The 17,423-nt window shown below is 71.7% G+C and carries 17 protein-coding genes and 1 tRNA gene; 10 read left to right on the forward strand and 8 right to left on the reverse strand.

Going from position 1 to position 17,423, the window contains the following annotated elements:
• Positions 1–50 precede the first annotated feature (50 nt).
• Together ABT300_RS11990 and phoU are read right to left on the reverse strand one after the other, a co-directional pair.
• The gene (locus ABT300_RS11990; protein ID WP_199863797.1) at positions 51–209 is read right to left on the reverse strand and encodes a hypothetical protein; all 159 of its coding nucleotides are present in this window, start codon (positions 207–209) and stop codon (positions 51–53) included.
• A 249-nt stretch (positions 210–458) separates the two neighbouring features.
• Positions 459–1,184 (reverse strand): phosphate signaling complex protein PhoU, encoded by a 726-nt coding sequence (phoU, locus tag ABT300_RS11995; RefSeq protein WP_351674253.1) that lies wholly within the window; start codon positions 1,182–1,184, stop codon positions 459–461.
• A 255-nt stretch (positions 1,185–1,439) separates the two neighbouring features.
• Between phoU and phoR the strand changes: the two genes are divergently transcribed.
• Both phoR and phoP read left to right on the forward strand, forming a co-directional pair.
• The gene (phoR, locus tag ABT300_RS12000; protein WP_351674255.1) at positions 1,440–2,807 is read left to right on the forward strand and encodes a two-component system sensor histidine kinase PhoR; all 1,368 of its coding nucleotides are present in this window, start codon (positions 1,440–1,442) and stop codon (positions 2,805–2,807) included.
• Positions 2,808–2,812: 5 nt separating this feature from the next.
• Positions 2,813–3,484 (forward strand): two-component system response regulator PhoP, encoded by a 672-nt coding sequence (phoP, locus tag ABT300_RS12005; protein ID WP_004000192.1) that lies wholly within the window; start codon positions 2,813–2,815, stop codon positions 3,482–3,484.
• A gap of 154 nt (positions 3,485–3,638) precedes the next feature.
• Here phoP and ABT300_RS12010 read toward each other — a convergent pair whose 3' ends face one another.
• Entirely contained in the window at positions 3,639–4,301 is a 663-nt protein-coding gene (locus ABT300_RS12010; RefSeq protein ID WP_351674257.1) for a copper chaperone PCu(A)C domain-containing protein, read from the reverse strand.
• Between the two features lie 715 nt (positions 4,302–5,016).
• On the opposite strand from ABT300_RS12010, the gene ABT300_RS12015 reads away from it, so the two are divergent.
• From ABT300_RS12015 to ABT300_RS12040, 6 genes are all read left to right on the forward strand, one after another.
• Complete coding sequence (locus ABT300_RS12015) at positions 5,017–5,499, forward strand: CarD family transcriptional regulator (protein ID WP_003953493.1); 483 nt, start codon at positions 5,017–5,019, stop codon at positions 5,497–5,499.
• Between the two features lie 328 nt (positions 5,500–5,827).
• Entirely contained in the window at positions 5,828–6,580 is a 753-nt protein-coding gene (gene ispD, locus ABT300_RS12020) for a 2-C-methyl-D-erythritol 4-phosphate cytidylyltransferase (RefSeq protein WP_319278029.1), read from the forward strand.
• Positions 6,570–7,076: a 2-C-methyl-D-erythritol 2,4-cyclodiphosphate synthase gene (ispF, locus tag ABT300_RS12025; protein WP_351674259.1), complete on the forward strand. Its 507-nt coding sequence runs from the start codon at positions 6,570–6,572 to the stop codon at positions 7,074–7,076. The genes ispD and ispF overlap by 11 nt, the downstream gene beginning before the upstream one ends.
• Before the next feature lie 155 nt (positions 7,077–7,231).
• Positions 7,232–8,632: a cysteine--tRNA ligase gene (cysS, locus tag ABT300_RS12030; protein WP_351674261.1), complete on the forward strand. Its 1,401-nt coding sequence runs from the start codon at positions 7,232–7,234 to the stop codon at positions 8,630–8,632.
• 114 nt (positions 8,633–8,746) lie between these two features.
• Complete coding sequence (rlmB, locus tag ABT300_RS12035) at positions 8,747–9,688, forward strand: 23S rRNA (guanosine(2251)-2'-O)-methyltransferase RlmB (protein ID WP_351674262.1); 942 nt, start codon at positions 8,747–8,749, stop codon at positions 9,686–9,688.
• A 159-nt stretch (positions 9,689–9,847) separates the two neighbouring features.
• Positions 9,848–11,539 carry a DoxX family protein gene (locus ABT300_RS12040; RefSeq protein WP_351674264.1) on the forward strand — a complete coding sequence of 564 codons (1,692 nt, stop codon included), beginning with the start codon at positions 9,848–9,850 and terminating at the stop codon, positions 11,537–11,539.
• 140 nt (positions 11,540–11,679) lie between these two features.
• Here the strand turns inward: ABT300_RS12040 and ABT300_RS12045 are convergent, their stop codons facing one another.
• The 3 genes from ABT300_RS12045 to ABT300_RS12055 form a co-directional block, all read right to left on the reverse strand.
• Complete coding sequence (locus ABT300_RS12045; protein WP_319278038.1) at positions 11,680–12,411, reverse strand: nucleotidyltransferase family protein; 732 nt, start codon at positions 12,409–12,411, stop codon at positions 11,680–11,682.
• 102 nt (positions 12,412–12,513) lie between these two features.
• Positions 12,514–12,984 carry a hypothetical protein gene (locus tag ABT300_RS12050; RefSeq protein ID WP_351674266.1) on the reverse strand — a complete coding sequence of 157 codons (471 nt, stop codon included), beginning with the start codon at positions 12,982–12,984 and terminating at the stop codon, positions 12,514–12,516.
• 293 nt (positions 12,985–13,277) lie between these two features.
• Entirely contained in the window at positions 13,278–14,363 is a 1,086-nt protein-coding gene (locus tag ABT300_RS12055; protein ID WP_306951086.1) for an ABC transporter ATP-binding protein, read from the reverse strand.
• 265 nt (positions 14,364–14,628) lie between these two features.
• Here ABT300_RS12055 and ABT300_RS12060 point away from each other — a divergent pair.
• A tRNA-Thr gene (locus tag ABT300_RS12060) sits at positions 14,629–14,702 on the forward strand.
• 70 nt (positions 14,703–14,772) lie between these two features.
• Here ABT300_RS12060 and ABT300_RS12065 read toward each other — a convergent pair.
• Positions 14,773–15,666, reverse strand: coding sequence for an aminoglycoside phosphotransferase family protein (locus ABT300_RS12065; protein ID WP_502977924.1), 894 nt, complete (start codon positions 15,664–15,666; stop codon positions 14,773–14,775).
• A 10-nt stretch (positions 15,667–15,676) separates the two neighbouring features.
• Between ABT300_RS12065 and ABT300_RS12070 the strand changes: the two genes are divergently transcribed.
• Positions 15,677–16,357, forward strand: a complete 681-nt coding sequence (locus tag ABT300_RS12070; protein WP_351674270.1) for a rhomboid-like protein — start codon at positions 15,677–15,679, stop codon at positions 16,355–16,357.
• On the opposite strand, the gene ABT300_RS12075 is transcribed toward ABT300_RS12070, so the two are convergent.
• Positions 16,347–17,318, reverse strand: a complete 972-nt coding sequence (locus ABT300_RS12075) for a zinc-binding dehydrogenase (RefSeq protein WP_351674271.1) — start codon at positions 17,316–17,318, stop codon at positions 16,347–16,349. The genes ABT300_RS12070 and ABT300_RS12075 overlap by 11 nt on opposite strands.
• Positions 17,319–17,423 lie beyond the last annotated feature (105 nt).

A 17,423-nucleotide genomic window follows, 5' to 3' on the forward strand; every position in this document is an offset into this window, starting at 1 on the left:
CGGACGTCCGGCGCCGGAGCCCTCGTCCGGCATATGTGGCTTCGTGGTCCTCAGCCGCACTGGCAGGGGCTGCCCGACTGGCAGCCGCAGCCGCACCCGGAGCCGCAGCCGCACGCGCCGATCAACATCAGGTTCCTGATCTCGGCGGGCTGCTCGGTCGGGTGTTCCTGGGTGGGGTCGGACGTCGGAGCGCTGGGGGACTCGGCCATGGGTTCCTCCCGGAGGCGTAGGGCCTGTGCCCATTCCATGCCCGTTCCCCTGGGCGCATCAACGGCGCACAGTGGCTTGCGCACGCCCTGAGCCGGATCCGGCACGCCCCGCCCACGCCAGGCCCGACCGCTCCCCCCGGTCGACGTCACGCCCCGCCGCGGCCGAGACCCCGGCCTCGTCCGTCAGGCGCCTCGGCCCCGCCGGTTCTGCGCCTCGGTCCCGCCCCTCGGCCCCGCCCGTCCTACGTCCTACGCCTCGGCCCCGGCGTCGGCGCCCGTGACGTCCGTGCCCGCCGTCGGCTGGATCTCCGGCTGCAGGTCGGGCTGGAGCTCGTCCGCGTGCTCGCCCGTCACCAGGAACACCACACGCTTCGCGACGGCCACCGCGTGGTCGGCGAACCGCTCGTAGTAGCGGCCGAGCAGGGTCACGTCGACCGCGGTCTCGATGCCGTGCCTCCACTTGTCGTCCAGCAGGTGCTGGAAGAGCGTGCGGTGCAGCAGGTCCATCTCGTCGTCGTCCTGCTCCAGCTGGAGCGCCAGGTCGACGTCCTTCGTGATGATGACCTCGGCCGCCTTCGCCATCAGGCGCTGCGCGAGCTGGCCCATCTCCAGGATCGTGGCGTGCAGGTCGTGCGGGACCGCGCGGCTGGGGAAGCGCAGCCGGGCCAGCTTCGCCACGTGCTGGGCGAGGTCGCCGGACCGCTCCAGGTCGGCCGACATCCGCAGGGACGTGACGACGATCCGCAGGTCCGTCGCCACCGGCTGCTGCCGGGCCAGCAGCGCTATGGCCCGCGCCTCCAGGTCGTGCTGCAGCTCGTCGACCCGCTGGTCGGCCTCGATCACGCTCTCGGCCAGTTTCAGATCGGAGTCGAGGATGGCGGTCGTGGCGCGTCCGATCGCCGACCCGACCAGCCGGGCCATCTCCACCAGGCTGTCGCCGATCGAGTCCAGTTCCTCGTGGTACGCGTCCCGCATCAGGGTTCCCTCTCGTACGTCGTTCTCGGGGTTCGGTTCGGGTTCGGGCTCGGGTTCGCCGGGGTCCGCTCCTGCTGAAGTCCGGGTCCTTCTCGGGCTCCGGGCCCCACGGTGCCACGGTCCGCCCCGTACGCGTCGATTTCCGTCACCCCAAATGAACCACCACTGGCTCCAAGGTGAACTCTGGGCGACGAGTGTTCGAGGTCGCACCTCCGTAGCTGTGGCCAGGACGGATGGCGTGCCTAACCTGAGGGCATGAACGTGAACGCGGCGGTCGCCGCAGCGGCAGCGATCGCCGGTGTGCTCACCGGTGTCATCGCCGTGCTGGCGTTCCGCTGGAGCGAGCGGGAGCAGAAGCGCCCCACACGCACCTCGCTGCACACGGACCCCATGCTGCCGCCCGGCGTGGACACCGTCCTGTCCGTCCTGCGGTCCTCCGCGGTCGTGCTCGACGAGGCCGACGCCGTCGTCAAGGCCAGCTCCGCCGCCTACGCCCTCGGGCTGGTACGCGGCGGCCGGCTCAGCGTGGAGCCCATGCTCAAGATGGCCAGAGACACCCGGCGCGACGGGGAGATACGCCAGGTCGAGCTGGACCTTCCGCGGCGCGGGACCGGGCGCGGCGAGGCCCTCGCGGTGTCCGCCCGGGTGGCCCCGCTGGGCTCCCGGCTGGTGCTGCTCCTGGTGGAGGACCTCACCGAGGCCCGTCGCATCGAGGCGGTCCGGCGGGACTTCGTGGCGAACGTCAGTCATGAGCTGAAGACCCCGGTCGGCGCGCTCTCTCTCCTCTCCGAGGCCGTCATGGACGCCTCGGAGGACCCGGAGGCGGTGGAGAGGTTCGCCGGCCGTATGCAGATCGAGGCGACCCGGCTGACCAGCCTGGTCCAGGAGCTGATCGATCTGTCGAGGGTGCAGAACGACGACCCGCTAGAGGACGCGGAGCCGGTCGGCGTGGCCGATCTCGTCGCCGAGGCCGTCGACCGCTGCCGGCACCAGGCCGGCGCCAAGCAGATCACCATGGCGTCGAACCTGGGCGCGCCCGACGGGCTCGACCCGTCCGGCGCACCGCACGACGACGCGGCCGCCGGGCTGCGCGTCTGGGGCAACCGCGGCCAGCTGGCCGCCGCCCTCGGCAACCTCGTCGAGAACGCCGTCAACTACTCGCCCGCCCGCACCCGCGTCGGCATAGCCGCCCGCCGGGTGAGCGCGCCGGGCGGGGACCAGATCGAGATCGCCGTGACCGACCAGGGCATCGGCATCTCCGACAAGGACAAGGAGCGCATCTTCGAGCGCTTCTACCGCGTCGACCCGGCCCGCTCCCGTGCCACCGGCGGCACGGGCCTCGGGCTGGCGATCGTCAAGCACGTGGCCGCCTCGCACGGCGGGGAGGTCACGGTGTGGAGCGCCGAGAACCAGGGCTCCACGTTCACCCTGCGACTGCCGGAGGCGGGCGCGCCCCGCGACCGCGCGGACCGCTGTCCGGACCCGGACGAGGTCGACGACGTCGACGACCTCGACGACGTCACCATCCCCTCCTCCCATCCCTCGCCCCGGGCCCCGTCCCGCGCCTCATCCCCCGATTCGACCGCGTACCAGACGCTTTCCGCCCCGGAGGTCCTTCCGTGACCCGAGTGCTCGTCGTCGAGGACGAGGAGTCCTTCTCCGACGCCCTGTCCTACATGCTCCGCAAGGAGGGCTTCGAGGTCGCCGTCGCGACCACCGGGCCCGACGGACTCGACGAGTTCGAGCGCAACGGCGCCGACCTCGTGCTCCTCGACCTGATGCTGCCGGGGCTGCCCGGCACGGAGGTCTGCCGCCAGCTGCGCGGCCGCTCCAACGTCCCCGTGATCATGGTGACCGCCAAGGACAGCGAGATCGACAAGGTCGTCGGCCTGGAGATAGGGGCCGACGACTACGTCACCAAGCCCTTCTCCTCGCGCGAGCTGGTCGCCCGCATCCGGGCGGTCCTGCGCCGGCGCGGCGAGCCCGAGGAGGTGACCCCGGCGGCCCTGGAGGCCGGACCGGTCCGGATGGACGTCGACCGGCACGTGGTGACGGTCTCCGGCTCCAAGGTCGACCTCCCGCTCAAGGAGTTCGACCTGCTGGAGATGCTGTTGCGCAACGCCGGGCGCGTCCTGACCCGCATGCAGCTCATCGACCGGGTGTGGGGCGCCGACTACGTGGGCGACACCAAGACCCTCGACGTCCATGTCAAGCGGCTGCGCGCCAAGATCGAGCCGGACCCGGGCGCGCCGCGCTATCTGGTGACGGTGCGCGGCCTCGGGTACAAGTTCGAGCCGTAAACCGTAGTCCGTAGGCCGCGGGCTGTGAACCGTAGGCCGCTTGATGTGAACCGCAGGCCGTGCGTGCGGGTCCGGGCGGCGGCCGTGCGACGCGAGGAGGGCGGCGCCCGGTCCGGGTGCCGCCCTCCTCTGGTGTCCGGGGTGCGGACGGGCCTCAGTGGCCCGCTGCCGGGCTGTTCGAGGCGCTCGCGGAGGCCGAGTCGGACGGGGAGGGGGAGCCGGACCCGGCGGCGCCGCCCGCGCTCGCCGACTTCGAGGGCGACGCGGCGGCCTTCTCGGAGGCGGACGCCGAGGGGGTCGGCATCTTGCTCGGGCCCCAGCTGGAGAAGTAGCCCTCGGCCGGCACGACGAAGGCGGTCAGCTTGACCGCGCCGGTCTTGCTGAAGGTGAAGGTGAGGTCCTGCGCGTCGCCGTCCTTGACGGCCTCACGGCTGTTCGACAGCACGGCGGAGGCGTTGTTCGCGCCGCCGATGACGACCGAGCCGTGCGCCGGGACCGTCAGCTCGCCCTTGCCCTTGGCGGGCTTGAGCTCGGCGGACTTGCCGGTGGCGTCGACGGTGATGGACTCGAGCGTCTGGGGCGCGTCGTCGGCGTTGAAGACGGTCGCCGAGATCACGGCGGGCCCGGTGGACTCCAGGTCGGGCTGGGTGATCACGACGACGTTCTGCAGCTTGATGTCGCCGACCTTGGCGGCGGCGTTGTCCGGCTTGATCTCCAGGGTCTGGGCGTCGTTTCCGGCGCCGCAGGCGGCGAGCGAGGCGATCGAGAACGCGATGGCGGAGGCGGCGAGGGCGCCGCGTCGAAGGCTGCTGCTCACGGCGGCGGCAACTCCTTGAACGCACGGGCGGCCCTCTTCCGAAAAAAGCCGCCCTAAGGATCAGTCAGGGGCCTCAGGTTATCGAGCCGTTCCCGCGCCACCGCACCCGACCCGCCTCTTCGGCGATCTCGGGCCGGGCGAACGCGCCCCGCGAGACGATCGGCCCCGCCTCGGTCCCGTCTTGAGCGGTCTCGAGTGCGTCTTAGGTGCGTCTCGAGTGGGCCCCGTCACTTCCGTCGCTCTCGTGCCAAGAGTCAGAAGCAACCCGCCGGCCACTTTGGCTTCACCGGTCGTCCGCCTGCTCGTCTGTCATTCACATAAGCGCGGTCGACGCGCACTCGCGGATTTTCCGTGAAGGAATGCGAGGCCGTCCGGGAAATTGATCACGCCCCCGGCCGAAGGGCTGATGATCAATTCCGGAAACGAACGGTAACCGGCCAGGCGCTCCGAACGGAGTAGCGTAAGTCGCACGCGTGCAAGCGGACATATGTGGACGTTCAGCCGTTCGGGCGGCCCTCCGGATGCGTGTAACGTACGCGTTTCACCCCCCTCGGAGAGTGGCTCCGACCTGCGAATACCCGCTTCCGGCGACCCTCCGCAGCACGTTCCTGTTGCAGTTGTCAAGCCCCGAGATATGCCCTGACCTGCGAAAACGCCATTCAGGAACCGCAGTTTCCGTGTTACCCTGGATAGCCACGGAAGGGGTACCTGTCACATGACGTTCAAGGTTGGCGACACCGTGGTCTATCCCCATCACGGGGCCGCGCTGATCGAGGCTATCGAAACTCGCCAGATCAAAGGCGTGGACAAGACCTACTTGGTCCTGAAGGTCGCCCAGGGTGATCTGACGGTACGTGTGCCAGCGGACAATGCGGAGTTCGTCGGCGTGCGTGATGTGGTCGGTCAGGACGGGCTGGACCGGGTCTTCGAGGTGCTGCGCGCGCCGTACGCCGAGGAGCCCACGAACTGGTCGCGTCGTTACAAGGCAAATCTGGAGAAGCTCGCCTCCGGCGATGTCATCAAGGTCGCGGAAGTCGTGCGTGACCTGTGGCGTCGAGAGCGCGAGCGCGGACTCTCCGCAGGTGAGAAGCGCATGCTCGCCAAGGCTCGCCAGATCCTGGTGAGCGAGCTCGCGCTCGCGGAGAACACCAACGAGGACAAGGCGGAAGCCCTGCTCGACGAGGTTCTCGCGTCCTGACGCCGGGCCTGGACCGGTCTCAGCGCACGGAACACTGAACTGCCGCGGTGCCCGATGACGTATTCCCGTCGCCGGGCGCTGCGGCATGTTCGCGCTCGGACACCACCGCGCACCTTGCGCACGCCACTCTGAACGCCTCCCCCGCTGCGCACCGTCCGACGAGTCGGCCGATCCGCCCCACGAGGGTGAAGATCCCCCGATACTTGATGTGCCGGGCCCGGGCTGCCGCCTGACCGGCGCGTCACGGAAGGGTCCGGTCAAGGCGTCGCGCCCGGCACTTCCCAGGCCATACCCACGCCAGGCCAGCACACAAACCTGACAGGAACCGATGTCTGACGATTCGCGTCCCTCCCCCGCGCCGACCCGCACCGCGGCGGTGATTCCGGCCGCCGGGCGAGGTGTCCGCCTCGGTCCGGGCGCCCCCAAGGCGCTCCGCACGCTGAGCGGCACGCCCATGCTGATCCACGCGGTGCGCGCGCTCGCCGCGTCCCGCGCGGTCTCCCTCGTCGTCGTCGTGGCCCCACCGGACGGCACGGCGGAGGTGAAGTCCCTGCTCGACGCGCACGCGCTGCCCGACCGCACCGACTTCCTGGTCGTCCCCGGCGGCGAGTCCCGCCAGGAGTCCGTGAAGCTCGGCCTGGACGCCCTGCCGCCCGGCCACGACATCGTGCTGGTCCACGACGCCGCCCGCCCCCTCGTCCCCGTCGACACGGTGGACGCCGTCATCGAGGCCGTGCGCGACGGCGCCCCGGCGGTCGTCCCCGCGCTGCCGCTCGCCGACACCGTCAAGGAGGTCCGGCCGGCCGAGACCGACGGCGACCCCGAGCCGGTCGTCGCCACGCCCGAACGCGCCCGGCTGCGGGCCGTGCAGACCCCGCAGGGCTTCGATCGCGCCACCCTGGTCCGCGCGCACGAGACGGTCACGGAGAACGTCACCGACGACGCGAGCATGGTCGAGCAGCTCGGCCTGACGGTCGTCGTCGTCCCCGGTCACGAGGAGGCCTTCAAGGTCACCCGGCCCCTCGACCTGATCCTCGCCGAAGCGGTCCTGACCCGCCGGAGGCTCAACGATGGCTTCTGAGACGCCCTTCGGCGGCGCGCCCCTCCCGCAGGTCGGCATCGGCGCCGACATCCACGCCTTCGAGGACGGCCGCGAACTGTGGTGCGCCGGCCTCAAGTGGGAGGGCGAGGGCCCCGGACTGGCCGGACACTCCGACGCGGACGTCGTCGCGCACGCCGCCTGCAACGCGCTCTTCTCCGCCGCCGGACTCGGCGACCTCGGACAGCACTTCGGCACCGGCCGCCCCGAGTGGTCCGGCGCGTCGGGCGTCACGCTGCTCACCGAGGCGGCCCGGATCGTCCGCGAGGCCGGTTTCCGCATCGGCAACGTCGCCGTACAGGTCGTCGGACCCCGCCCCAAGATCGGCAAGCGCCGGGACGAGGCCCAGAAACTGCTGTCGGAGGCGGCGGGCGCGCCGGTCTCCGTGTCCGGGGCGACGACGGACGGGCTCGGCTTCCCGGGCCGCGGCGAGGGCCTGATGGCGGTGGCGACGGCTCTGGTCGTGCGCCAGGCCTGAAGCGCGCCCGGGCGAGGGCGCGAGGCGGCGCGGCCACCGGCCGTCCCGCGTCCCGCGACGGGCGGGCGGCCCGGCCGGGGAGGATGCCCGCGGCCCGCGAGCGGCCTGCCCGGAGGAGGTGTCGGACATCGCCCCGCGCCCACTACCCTGGAGTGGTGACTATTCGCCTGTACGACACCAGCGCCCGGCAGATCCGTGACTTCGCCCCGCTCACACCGGGTTGTGTCTCGATCTACCTCTGTGGCGCCACCGTGCAGGCCGCCCCGCACATCGGGCACATCCGCTCGGGCCTGAACTTCGACATCATGCGCCGCTGGTTCGCCCACCGCGGCTACGACGTCACGTTCATCCGCAACGTCACCGACATCGACGACAAGATCATCGCCAAGTCGCACGACCAGGGCCGCCCCTGGTGGTCCATCGGGTACGACAACGAGCGCGCGTTCAACGACGGCTACCAGGCGCTCGGTTGCCTGCCGCCCACCTACGAACCCCGCGCCACCGGGCACGTCCCGGAGATGATCGAGATGATGCGCGGCCTCATCGAGCGCGGCCACGCCTACGAGTCGGACGGCAACGTCTACTTCGACGTGCGCTCCTTCCCGGGCTACCTCGAGCTGTCCAACCAGGACCTCGACGACCTGCGCCAGCCCTCGGGCGACGGCGAGACCGGCAAGCGCGACCAGCGCGACTTCGCCCTGTGGAAGTCCGTCAAGCCGGGGGAGCCGAGCTGGGAGACGCCGTGGGGCCGCGGGCGTCCCGGCTGGCACCTCGAATGCTCGGCGATGGCGCACAAGTACCTGGGCCCCGCCTTCGACATCCACGGCGGCGGCCTCGACCTGATCTTCCCGCACCACGAGAACGAGATCGCCCAGGCCAAGGCCTTCGGCGACGAGTTCGCGCGGTACTGGGTGCACAACGCCTGGGTCACCATGAGCGGCGAGAAGATGTCGAAGTCGCTGGGCAACAGCGTCCTCGTCTCCGAGATGGTCAAGCAGTGGCGGCCCATCGTGCTGCGCTACTACCTCGGCACGCCCCACTACCGCTCGATGATCGAGTACAGCGAGGACGCCCTGCGCGAGGCCGAGTCGGCGTTCGCGCGGATCGAGGGCTTCGTGCAGCGCGTCGTCGAGAAGGCCGGCGGGGTCGTCGAGCCGGCCGCCGACGTGCCGCCCGCCTTCGCCGACGCGATGGACGACGACCTCGGCGTCCCGCAGGCGCTGGCCATCGTGCACACCACGGTCCGCCAGGGGAACTCGGCCCTCGCCGCCGACGACAAGGAAGCCGCGGTGGCCCGCCTCGCCGAGGTCCGCGCCATGCTCGGCGTCCTCGGCCTGGACCCGCTGGACGCCCAGTGGGCCGGCGAGGAGACCCGCGGCGAGGACCTGCACGGCGTGGTGGACAGCCTCGTACGGCTCGTGCTCGACCAGCGCGAGTCGGCCCGCGCCCGCAAGGACTGGGGGACCGCGGACGCCATCCGCGACCAGCTCGCCCAGTCCGGCTTGTCCGTCGAGGACGGCCCGCAGGGTCCGCGCTGGACTCTGGGCCAGCGCTAGCGCCGCGACGGGCCCCCGCCGGGAGCCCCGGTCCTTGATCGACTGTGCCGCCCGGCCGTCCGGGCGGCACACTGCATAAGACATACGTACGAAGCTCACGGAGACGAGAGACACATGGCAGCCAACAACCGCCGCATGTCCGGCAAGAAGGGCGCGCAGGTCGGCAGTGGCGGCCAGCGGCGCAAGGGCCTCGAGGGCAAGGGTCCGACCCCGCCCGCCGAGATGCGCAAGAAGCACAAGGCGAACCGCATCGCCAACGCCAAGGCGAAGCAGGCCGCACGCCGGCCCGCGCCGCGAGGCCGCGGCGGCAAGGGCACGTCCGAGATGGTCGTCGGCCGCAACCCGGTCGTCGAGGCGCTGCGCGAGGGCGTGCCCGCGACGATCCTGTACGTCCAGCAGTACATCGACAACGACGAGCGGGTCCGCGAGGCGCTGCAGCTCGCCGGCGAGCGCGGCGGCATCCACCTGATGGAGGCCCCGCGTCCCGAGCTGGACCGCATGACCAACGGCCTCAACCACCAGGGCCTCGTCCTCCAGGTCCCGCCGTACGAGTACGCGCACCCCGAGGACCTGGCGTCCGCCGCCTACGACGGCGGCGAGGACCCGCTGATCGTCGCGCTCGACGGCGTCACCGACCCGCGCAACCTGGGCGCCGTCGTCCGCTCGGTCTCCGCCTTCGGCGGGCACGGCGTCGTCGTCCCCGAGCGCCGCGCGGCCGGGATGACGGCCGGCGCCTGGAAGACCTCCGCCGGCACGGCCGCCCGCACCCCGGTCGCCCGCGCCACCAACCTCACCCGGGCCCTGGAGGCCTACAAGAAGGCCGGCATCGCGGTGGTCGGCCTGGCCGCCGACGGCGAGCACGAGGTCGGCACGCTGAAGGCGCTGGACGGCCCGGTCGTCATCGTCGTCGGCAGCGAGGGCAAGGGGCTGTCCCGACTGGTCGGCGAGACCTGCGACTTCCGGGTCCGCATCCCGATGCCGGGCGGCGCCGAATCGCTCAACGCCGGTGTGGCGGCGGGCATCGTGCTGTACGAGGCGGCCCGCCGCAGGAGCTGACGCGGCTCGGGTGGGCTCGCCGACATGCTCCGGAACGCGGGAACGCGTGTCCGTGAGTTCACCCGAACGGGTTAATCCCGGCGCATAGTGCAACCTTGACGGGGTCCGGACAGATCCGGCGGGTCAAAGCAGTGTCCTAACCACACGTCACTCGGTTAGATGAGTGTGGACACCAGAACACCCCGCACACCCACGGGGGACCGCTCGTCGGGTTTCGACGACGCTCCCGCGCTGAGCATGGTGAAGGTGCCGAGCGACCCGGCGCAGATCATCGTCAGCCATGCGAGCTTCCGCGTGCAGCTGGCCGCGTCGACGCGGCGTAACCAATCCCCGCGGATCGCCCGGCATGTGAGCGCCATCGATGACACCGCGCGCATGGCCGCCGTCGGGGCGGTGCGCAGAGCGGGCGCCGCCTCCGCGGGCCGTCGGCGGGCCGTCGTCTGGAGCGGCAAGTCCGCCCCCGACGACACCGGCGCCCATCGACTGCTCCAGGCCGTGCGGGCAGGCAGCGTCGGCCACGGCGAGCCCCCCGCCGCCGACGCCGGAGCCACCCAGGTCATCCCCCGCGTCGGCGTCGACGACCGCGGATACGACGGCGGCCGCGGATACGACGGCGACCTCGCCGCGCAGACCCTCGAGACGCCCGTCGTCGGCGCCCAGCGCCGTCCCGCCGCAGGCGAACACCGCATCCTGCCGCACATGCGCACCGTGGGCAGCGCCTACGACGAACCCGCCTACGACGACGCCCAGTTCGAGGACTTCGCCCCCACCGGCGCCGACCCCGACCCGGACCGGGCACGCGCCCCCCGCGGCCGGCGGCACGCCGAAGACCCCGCCCGCCACGCGTACTTCCCGGGCCGCCGGATGAACCTCGGCGTGGTCCTCCTCCCGCTGCGCATCTTCCTCGGCTTCATCTCCATCTACGCCGGCATGGGCAAGCTCTGCGACCCCGTCTACTTCGACGGCGGCGAGCGCGGCTCCATGGTGAAGTGGCTGAACACCCTGCACCCCTGGGAAGTCGCCGAGCCCCTGCGTCAGTTCGCCCTCCACCACCCCGTCGGCTCCGGCCTCGTCATCGCCTTCCTCCAGGTCGTCGTGGGCGTCCTCACCGTCCTCGGCTGCTGGCAGCGCATCGCCGCGGTCGTCGGCGCCGGGCTCTCCGCCGCGCTCATCGTCACCGTCAGCTGGAAGACCACGCCGGTCTACGACACGCCCCACATCATCTATCTCGCCGCCTGGTCGCCGCTGATCATCGCGGGCGCCCCCGTCTACTCCGTCGACGGCCGCCTCGCCGCCGCCGCCTGGCGCCGTCTCGGCCCCCGCTCCGACCTGTGGGAGCTGCGCCGTTACGTCCTGCGCCGCGGCGCCCTCGTCACCGCGATCGTCGTCGGACTGACCCTGCTGACCGGCTCCCTGCTCGGCGGCGCCGTCCGCGACGCCGACCGGGTGATCGTCCCCGGCCCCGGCGAGCCCCCGCGCAACGAACTGCCCGGCTCCCCCCTGCCCGGGAAGTCAGGCGCCCACAAGGCGTCCCGCAAGCCGGCCGCCTCCACCTCGCCCACCCAGGACGCCACCTCGGCCGCCCCGACGGCGGGCGCCGACAGCGAACCCTCCGAGTCGCGCGACACCGACACCTCCGGCGTCGGCGGCGGAGCGCCCAGCCAGACCCAGGGCACCGCCGGCCAGGCCCCGCCCGAGCACTCCGCGCCGCAGGAGCAGGCCCCCAGCACCAGCTCCGGCCCCAGCTCGGGCGGCTCCGCCAGCAGCTCCGGCGGTTCGGACGGCGGCTCGAACGGCGGCGGCTCCACCTCCTCCGGCCAGCCCGGCCTCGTCGGCGGCCTCCTCGGCTAGCCCGACCGGCCCGAGAACCCCCAGGGAGCCCCCAGGGAACCTCCGGAGAAACGCGAAAGGGTGCCGCGCGCTCACCGCGCACGGCACCCTTGTCGGCGTCCAGGGGGCTTTCGAACCTCGCGGCCGGCCCCGTCCGACTCTCAGCGACCCAGCGTCGCCAGCTCCTTCGCCGCCTCCGTCAGATCCTTCGCGGTGTCGATCGCCCGCCAGTACGCGCCCTGCGGAATCGGGAAGCCCGCCAGCCGCCGCTCACGCGCGAGATGGGGGAACGTCGTGCGCTCATGGTCGCCGCGCTCCGGCAGCAGCCCGGCGAACGCCGGCGAGAAGACGTACACGCCCGCGTTGATCTCATACGTCGTCGGCGGCGCCTCGATGAAGTCCGTGATGTGACCGAAGCCGTCCGTCTGCACCGCACCCCACGGAATGCGCGGGCGCGCCAGGGCCAGCGTCGCTATCGCATCGCGCTCGGCGTGGAAGTCGGCCATCTCGCGCAGCGAGAAGCGGGTCCAGATGTCGCCGTTCGTGGCGTACCAGGGCCGGTCGGGACGGGGGAGCCGAGCGGCCGCGTACTTCAGGCCGCCGCCACGGCCCAGCGGCTCGGTCTCCACGACGGTGGTGACGTTCACGGGCAGATCGGCCGTCTTCAGCCAGTCCTGCAGCACCTCGGCGAGATGCCCGCAGGAGACGACGACGTCCGTCACGCCCTCCTCGGCGAGCCAGACGAGCTGATGGCCGATGATCGGCGTCCCCGTGCCGGGGATCTCGACCATCGGCTTGGGCCGGTCGTCGGTGTAGGGACGCAGCCGCGACCCCTGGCCACCGGCCAGGATGACGGCTTGCGTGGGACGGGACGCGGCGTGCGGATCGGTCATGACCGCACTGTACGTGCCGCCCGCGCGCAGGCAGGCGTGCGGCTCCCCCGGCGGGAGGGGAGCCGCACGGTCCGGAGAGGGCGCCGGGCGCCCGGCGGCCCCTCAGCCGCGCGCCGCCAGCACGCCCGACGCGAAGGCCGTGTCGCACACCGGGCGGGAGTACGACTGCGCCCGCGACGGTCCGTACATGCGGACCGCGGCGCGGCCCAGTGCACGGGCGATGGACGAACAGTGCCGCGCCAACGACGGCTTGCCGTTCACGGCGGCCTGGAGATGGGTCAGGGCGACGCCCGGATCCCTCTCCTGGAGCTCGGACAGCAACTGGTCGCGCAACACGTCCTGCGGGGCCTTGGCGGCCTTGTGCGAGGACTGGTGCGCGGCGGAGACGTCGGAGGCGGTGAGCACCGAATCCGAGGGGTTCCCCGACCAGTTGACCCGGGTGACCGCGAGGGTCCCGGAGAGCACCATGACGACGGGCAGGACGAGAGCGAGCGAGCGGCCGATCCGGCGGGCTGGGCCGCCCCGGCCGCTGCGCGTGCGCTGGGTGGTGGAGTGGTTCGCGGAGTGCTTCACGCGTGAGAGGGTAGCGTGCAGTAATGAGCCCGCGACAATGAGTCACCCGTACGGGGGATGGAGCTGTGCTCCTTTTCGGGTAAGGCGTTGACGGCCGCGCATCGAAATGTCCGCTCTGCCGGGGATTCTGCGCGCACGGAAAAAGGCCCCGCAGCAGGCTGCGGGGCCTTTTTCACCGCCCAGGGTGAAGCGCCGGAGTTTAATCAGGCGCCTTTCACCGTCGTAGGACTCACCGGTCCGTCAGTCGGTCGGCCGATCAGTCGTTCCGGGATCAGTCGTTCCGGCGGGGCCGGTCAGTCCGAGAGACGCGCGCCCGTCGACGTGGAGAACACGTGAGTCTCGCCGGCGCGCGGGACGACGTGCAGCGTGCTGCCCTTCTCCGGGACGTCACGGCCGCCGACGCGCACGACGAGGTCCTTCGTCTCGTCGCCCACCTGGGCGCTGCCGTAGACGAAGGCGTCCGAGCCGAGCTCCTCGACCACGTTCACCGTGACCGCGAGACCCTTCTCCACGCCGGTGGCCACGTCGAAGTGCTCCGGACGGACGCCCACCGTGACCGTCTTGTCGGTGGCGGCGGCCAGCGCGTCGCGCTGCACCGGCACCACCGAGTTGCCGAACTTCACGCCGCCGTCCGTGATCGGCACCTCGACGAGGTTCATCGCGGGCGAACCGATGAAGCCGGCCACGAACAGGTTCGCGGGCTTGTCGTACATGTTGCGCGGGGTGTCGACCTGCTGCAGCAGGCCGTCCTTCAGCACCGCCACACGGTCGCCCATCGTCAGGGCCTCGACCTGGTCGTGGGTGACGTACACGGTGGTGATGCCGAGACGGCGCTGCAGCGACGCGATCTGCGTACGCGTCGACACACGGAGCTTGGCGTCCAGGTTCGACAGCGGCTCGTCCATGAGGAACACCTGCGGCTCGCGCACGATGGCGCGGCCCATCGCCACACGCTGGCGCTGACCGCCGGAGAGGGCCTTCGGCTTGCGGTCCAGGTACTCGGTCAGGTCGAGGATCTTGGCGGCCTCCTCGACCTTCTGCCGGATCTCCGCCTTGTTCACGCCGGCGATCTTCAGGGCGAAGCCCATGTTGTCGGCGACCGACATGTGCGGGTACAGCGCGTAGTTCTGGAACACCATGGCGATGTCCCGGTCCTTCGGCGGCAGGTGGGTGACGTCGCGGTCGCCGATGCGGATCGCGCCGCCGTTGACGTCCTCGAGCCCCGCGAGCATGCGGAGCGAGGTGGACTTGCCGCAGCCGGACGGGCCGACCAGGACGAGGAACTCGCCGTCCGCGATGTCGATCTCGAGCGCGTCGACGGCGGGCTTCGTGGAGCCCGGGTAAATCCGGGTCGCCTTGTCGAACGTAACAGTGGCCATGGCTCAGAGGCCCCCTTCTACCGGCAGGAACGTGCCGGACGATCCGTTGTAGGAAGGTGGTTGGTGTAGTCCACGTGAGCGAACTGGGTCAGGACGCTACCTCGCGTTCGCCGGATCTGTCAGTACCCGAAGGCATGTGAACTTCGCGGAAATTCTCGAACGAGGCAGAGCAGTGCTCGGTGCGGAGGGCAGAAGCCCGTGGCCTTCAGAAACAGGGGCTGTGTACAGTGGAGCCGCCCTCGCGTGCGGTGTCGTCACGCGCGGTGCCTCCTTAGCTCAGCTGGCCAGAGCGCCGCACTTGTAATGCGTAGGTCGTCGGTTCGAATCCGACAGGGGGCTCAACGGAAAGCCCAGGTCAGGATGTTTCTGACCTGGGCTTCTTTGTTTCTTTCGGCTGGGCGGCGTGCCGTCAGGCTCGTCGGAGGAGGCGGGCTGTCTCCAGCCTTCTCGGCTCCGGGGGGCGGCCGTCCTCGATCTCCCACAGGCAGTCCTGGAGGACGCGGGCGAGGGTCCAGGCGCGGGCCCTGTCCCGGTCGAGGCCGAGGACGCCGGTCAGCGCGTCGAAGCGCCAGCGCACGTCCGCCGGGTCGTAGCGGTCGACGATCGCGGGCAGGAGTTCGAAGCCGGGGTCGCCGGCGAGGGGCTTGGGGTCGATGGCGAGCCAGGGGGCGCGGTCGGCGGCGAGGACGTTCTCGTAGTGCAGGTCCCAGTGCAGGAGCCGGTCGCCCGGTTCGGCGACGACCTCGCTCAGGGCGGCCGCGCAGTCGGCTGTCAGACGGCGGTCGGCCGGGTCGGAAACGTGTTTCAGGGCGTGGGGAGTCTGTTCCAGCATGGCGTGGGCGATGTCGGCCAGGCGGCGCATGTCCTTCGGGGCGGGGAGGGCCGTCAGGCGGGCCAGCAGGCCGGCGATGACGAGGACCGCCTCGTGGACGTCGTCCAGGTGGGACAGCATGCGGGTGGGGTCGAGGCGTTCGAGGAGCATGGCGGCGGTCGGTTCGTCGTGCCGGAGGAGCCGGACGGCGTGGTCGCCGTCCCAGAGGCGCAGGGCGACGGGTTCGCCGGCGCTCTCCTCGTCGAGGATCTGCAGTTTGAGGACGGCTGGGGCGCCGTCGGCGGTGGTGACGGGCAGGACGAGGGCGCTCACGCCGTGCATGGACGGGCCGTCCAGCCGTAGCCGCCAACGGTCGAGGAAGCTCTGCGCGAGGTCCGGGAGGGCGGTGATGAAGGCGTGGCCTGCCGGGCCGTTGTACTTCACCTGTTCTGCGGCGAGTGCGGCGGGAACGTCGATCACCTCGGGGACGATACTGGGCCGGGTGAGCGGGCTCAGGGGGTTTTCCGGGGTCGGGCGGGCGGTGTGGGCGTATGTCCGCAGTGCGCCCGGCACGTATGTGTGGCTGGCGGTCCTGTTCGTCACGACGGTGGCGCTGCACCGTATGTCCCCGGAGTTCGAGCAGGAGTTTCTGCGGCAGCGGTCGACGAACATCCATGAGCTGTCGCGGCATCCGGTGCGGGTGCTGGTGGCGAGCGCGATGTGGATCGACGGGGGGTTCTGGGCGCCGTACGCGGTGCTGTACACGGTGTTCCACGCCCGGGTGGAGCGCTGGCTGGGGACGGCGCGGTGGCTGGCGGTGTGCGCGGCGGCGCATGTGCTGGCGACGTTGGTGAGCGAGGGGGCGCTGGCGGTGGCGATCGGGGAGGGGGTGGCCCCGCCGTCGTCGGCGGAGACGCTGGACGTGGGGGTGAGTTACGCGTTGTCGGGTGTGGTGGCGGTGCTGTTCTACGGGATCCGTTCGCCGTGGCGGTACGCGTATCTCGTGGTGGTCCTGGTCTTCTACGGTCTTCCGCTGGCGGAGGGGCCGACGTTCACGGACTTCGGTCATTTCGTGTCCGTGTTGATCGGGCTGGCGTGTTTCCCGCTGGTCAGGGGGCGGGGAAGGGCGCGGGATCCGGAGCGGACGGCGGCGGTGCGACCGGGGGGCGGGGTCAGGGGATGAGGACGACCTTGCCGGTGGTCCGGCGGGTTTCGAGGGCGCGGTGGGCTGCGGCGGCTTCGGCGAGGGGGAAGGGGTGCACGGCCGGGGTGAGGCGGCCGGCGGCCGCTTCGGCGAGGGCCCGTTCTTCGAGGGCGCGCAGGCCGCCGGCCTTCTCGAGCATGGCGGGACCGAGCACCGGGTGGGAGACGCCGTCGACGAAGTGGCCCTTGCCGTCGAGGATGCCTTCGGCGGACCAGCCGAAGACCAGGTGCCGTCCGCCGGGGGCGAGGAGTGCGACGGCTTCGCGGGCGACGTCTGCGCCCACTCCGTCGAAGACGACGGTGACGGCGTGGGCGCCGAGGCGGGCGCGGATCAGGGCGGGCCAGGCGGGGTCGGTGTAGTCGACGGCGAGGTCGGCGCCGGCGGCTTCGACGAGGGCTGTCTTGTGCGGGCCGCCGGCGAGGCCGACGACGGTGGCGCCGGCGTTGCGGGCGTGCTGCACGAGGAGGGTGCCGATGCCGCCGGCGGCTGCGGGTATCAGGGCGACGGAGTGCGGTCCGAGGTCGGCGAACTGCGCGATTCCGAGGGCGGTGCGCCCGGTGCCGATCATGGCGACGGCCTGCGCGGCGTTCAGGCCGGCCGGGATCTCGTGCAGGCGTTCGGCGTCGGTGACGGCGAGTTCGGCGTAGCCGCCGGGGACGAAGCCGAGGTGGGCGACGACGGGTCTGCCGAGCCAGCTGTCAGGGGTGTCCTCGCCGAGGGCGTCGACGACGCCGGCGACTTCGCGGCCGGGGACGGTGGGCAGGTCGGCGGGGAGGGGCGCGGGTCCGGGTGCGCCCTCGCGCAGGGCGGCGTCGAGGAGGTGGACGCCGGCGGCCTCGACGGCGATGCGGACCTGGCCGGGGCCGGGCACGGGGTCGTCCGCTTCCTCGTAGCGGAGGTTCTCGGCCGGGCCGAAGGCGTGAAGGCGGATGGCGTGCATGTCGGTCCTCCGGTGGGTGTCGGGGGCGGGCTGCTCCAGCCTTCAACCTCAAGTCCGGTCGAGGTCAAGGGGCGGCGGCGGTTGTCAGTGGCGGGGTGCAGCATG

This window comes from Streptomyces sp. NPDC001027, from assembly GCF_040299045.1.
Lineage (GTDB): Bacteria > Actinomycetota > Actinomycetes > Streptomycetales > Streptomycetaceae > Streptomyces.

What these genes read in the sequence shown, in the direction of transcription:
- ABT300_RS11990 (WP_199863797.1), bottom strand. Translation starts at nt 209, where the DNA reads ATGGCCGAGTCCCCCAGCGCTCCGACGTCCGACCCCACCCAGGAACAC.
- phoU (WP_351674253.1), bottom strand. Translation starts at nt 1,184, where the DNA reads ATGCGGGACGCGTACCACGAGGAACTGGACTCGATCGGCGACAGCCTG.
- phoR (WP_351674255.1), top strand. Translation starts at nt 1,440, where the DNA reads ATGAACGTGAACGCGGCGGTCGCCGCAGCGGCAGCGATCGCCGGTGTG.
- ABT300_RS12015 (WP_003953493.1), top strand. Translation starts at nt 5,017, where the DNA reads ATGACGTTCAAGGTTGGCGACACCGTGGTCTATCCCCATCACGGGGCC.
- ispD (WP_319278029.1), top strand. Translation starts at nt 5,828, where the DNA reads ATGTCTGACGATTCGCGTCCCTCCCCCGCGCCGACCCGCACCGCGGCG.
- ispF (WP_351674259.1), top strand. Translation starts at nt 6,570, where the DNA reads ATGGCTTCTGAGACGCCCTTCGGCGGCGCGCCCCTCCCGCAGGTCGGC.
- rlmB (WP_351674262.1), top strand. Translation starts at nt 8,747, where the DNA reads ATGGCAGCCAACAACCGCCGCATGTCCGGCAAGAAGGGCGCGCAGGTC.
- ABT300_RS12040 (WP_351674264.1), top strand. Translation starts at nt 9,848, where the DNA reads ATGAGTGTGGACACCAGAACACCCCGCACACCCACGGGGGACCGCTCG.
- ABT300_RS12045 (WP_319278038.1), bottom strand. Translation starts at nt 12,411, where the DNA reads ATGACCGATCCGCACGCCGCGTCCCGTCCCACGCAAGCCGTCATCCTG.
- ABT300_RS12055 (WP_306951086.1), bottom strand. Translation starts at nt 14,363, where the DNA reads ATGGCCACTGTTACGTTCGACAAGGCGACCCGGATTTACCCGGGCTCC.
- ABT300_RS12075 (WP_351674271.1), bottom strand. Translation starts at nt 17,318, where the DNA reads ATGCACGCCATCCGCCTTCACGCCTTCGGCCCGGCCGAGAACCTCCGC.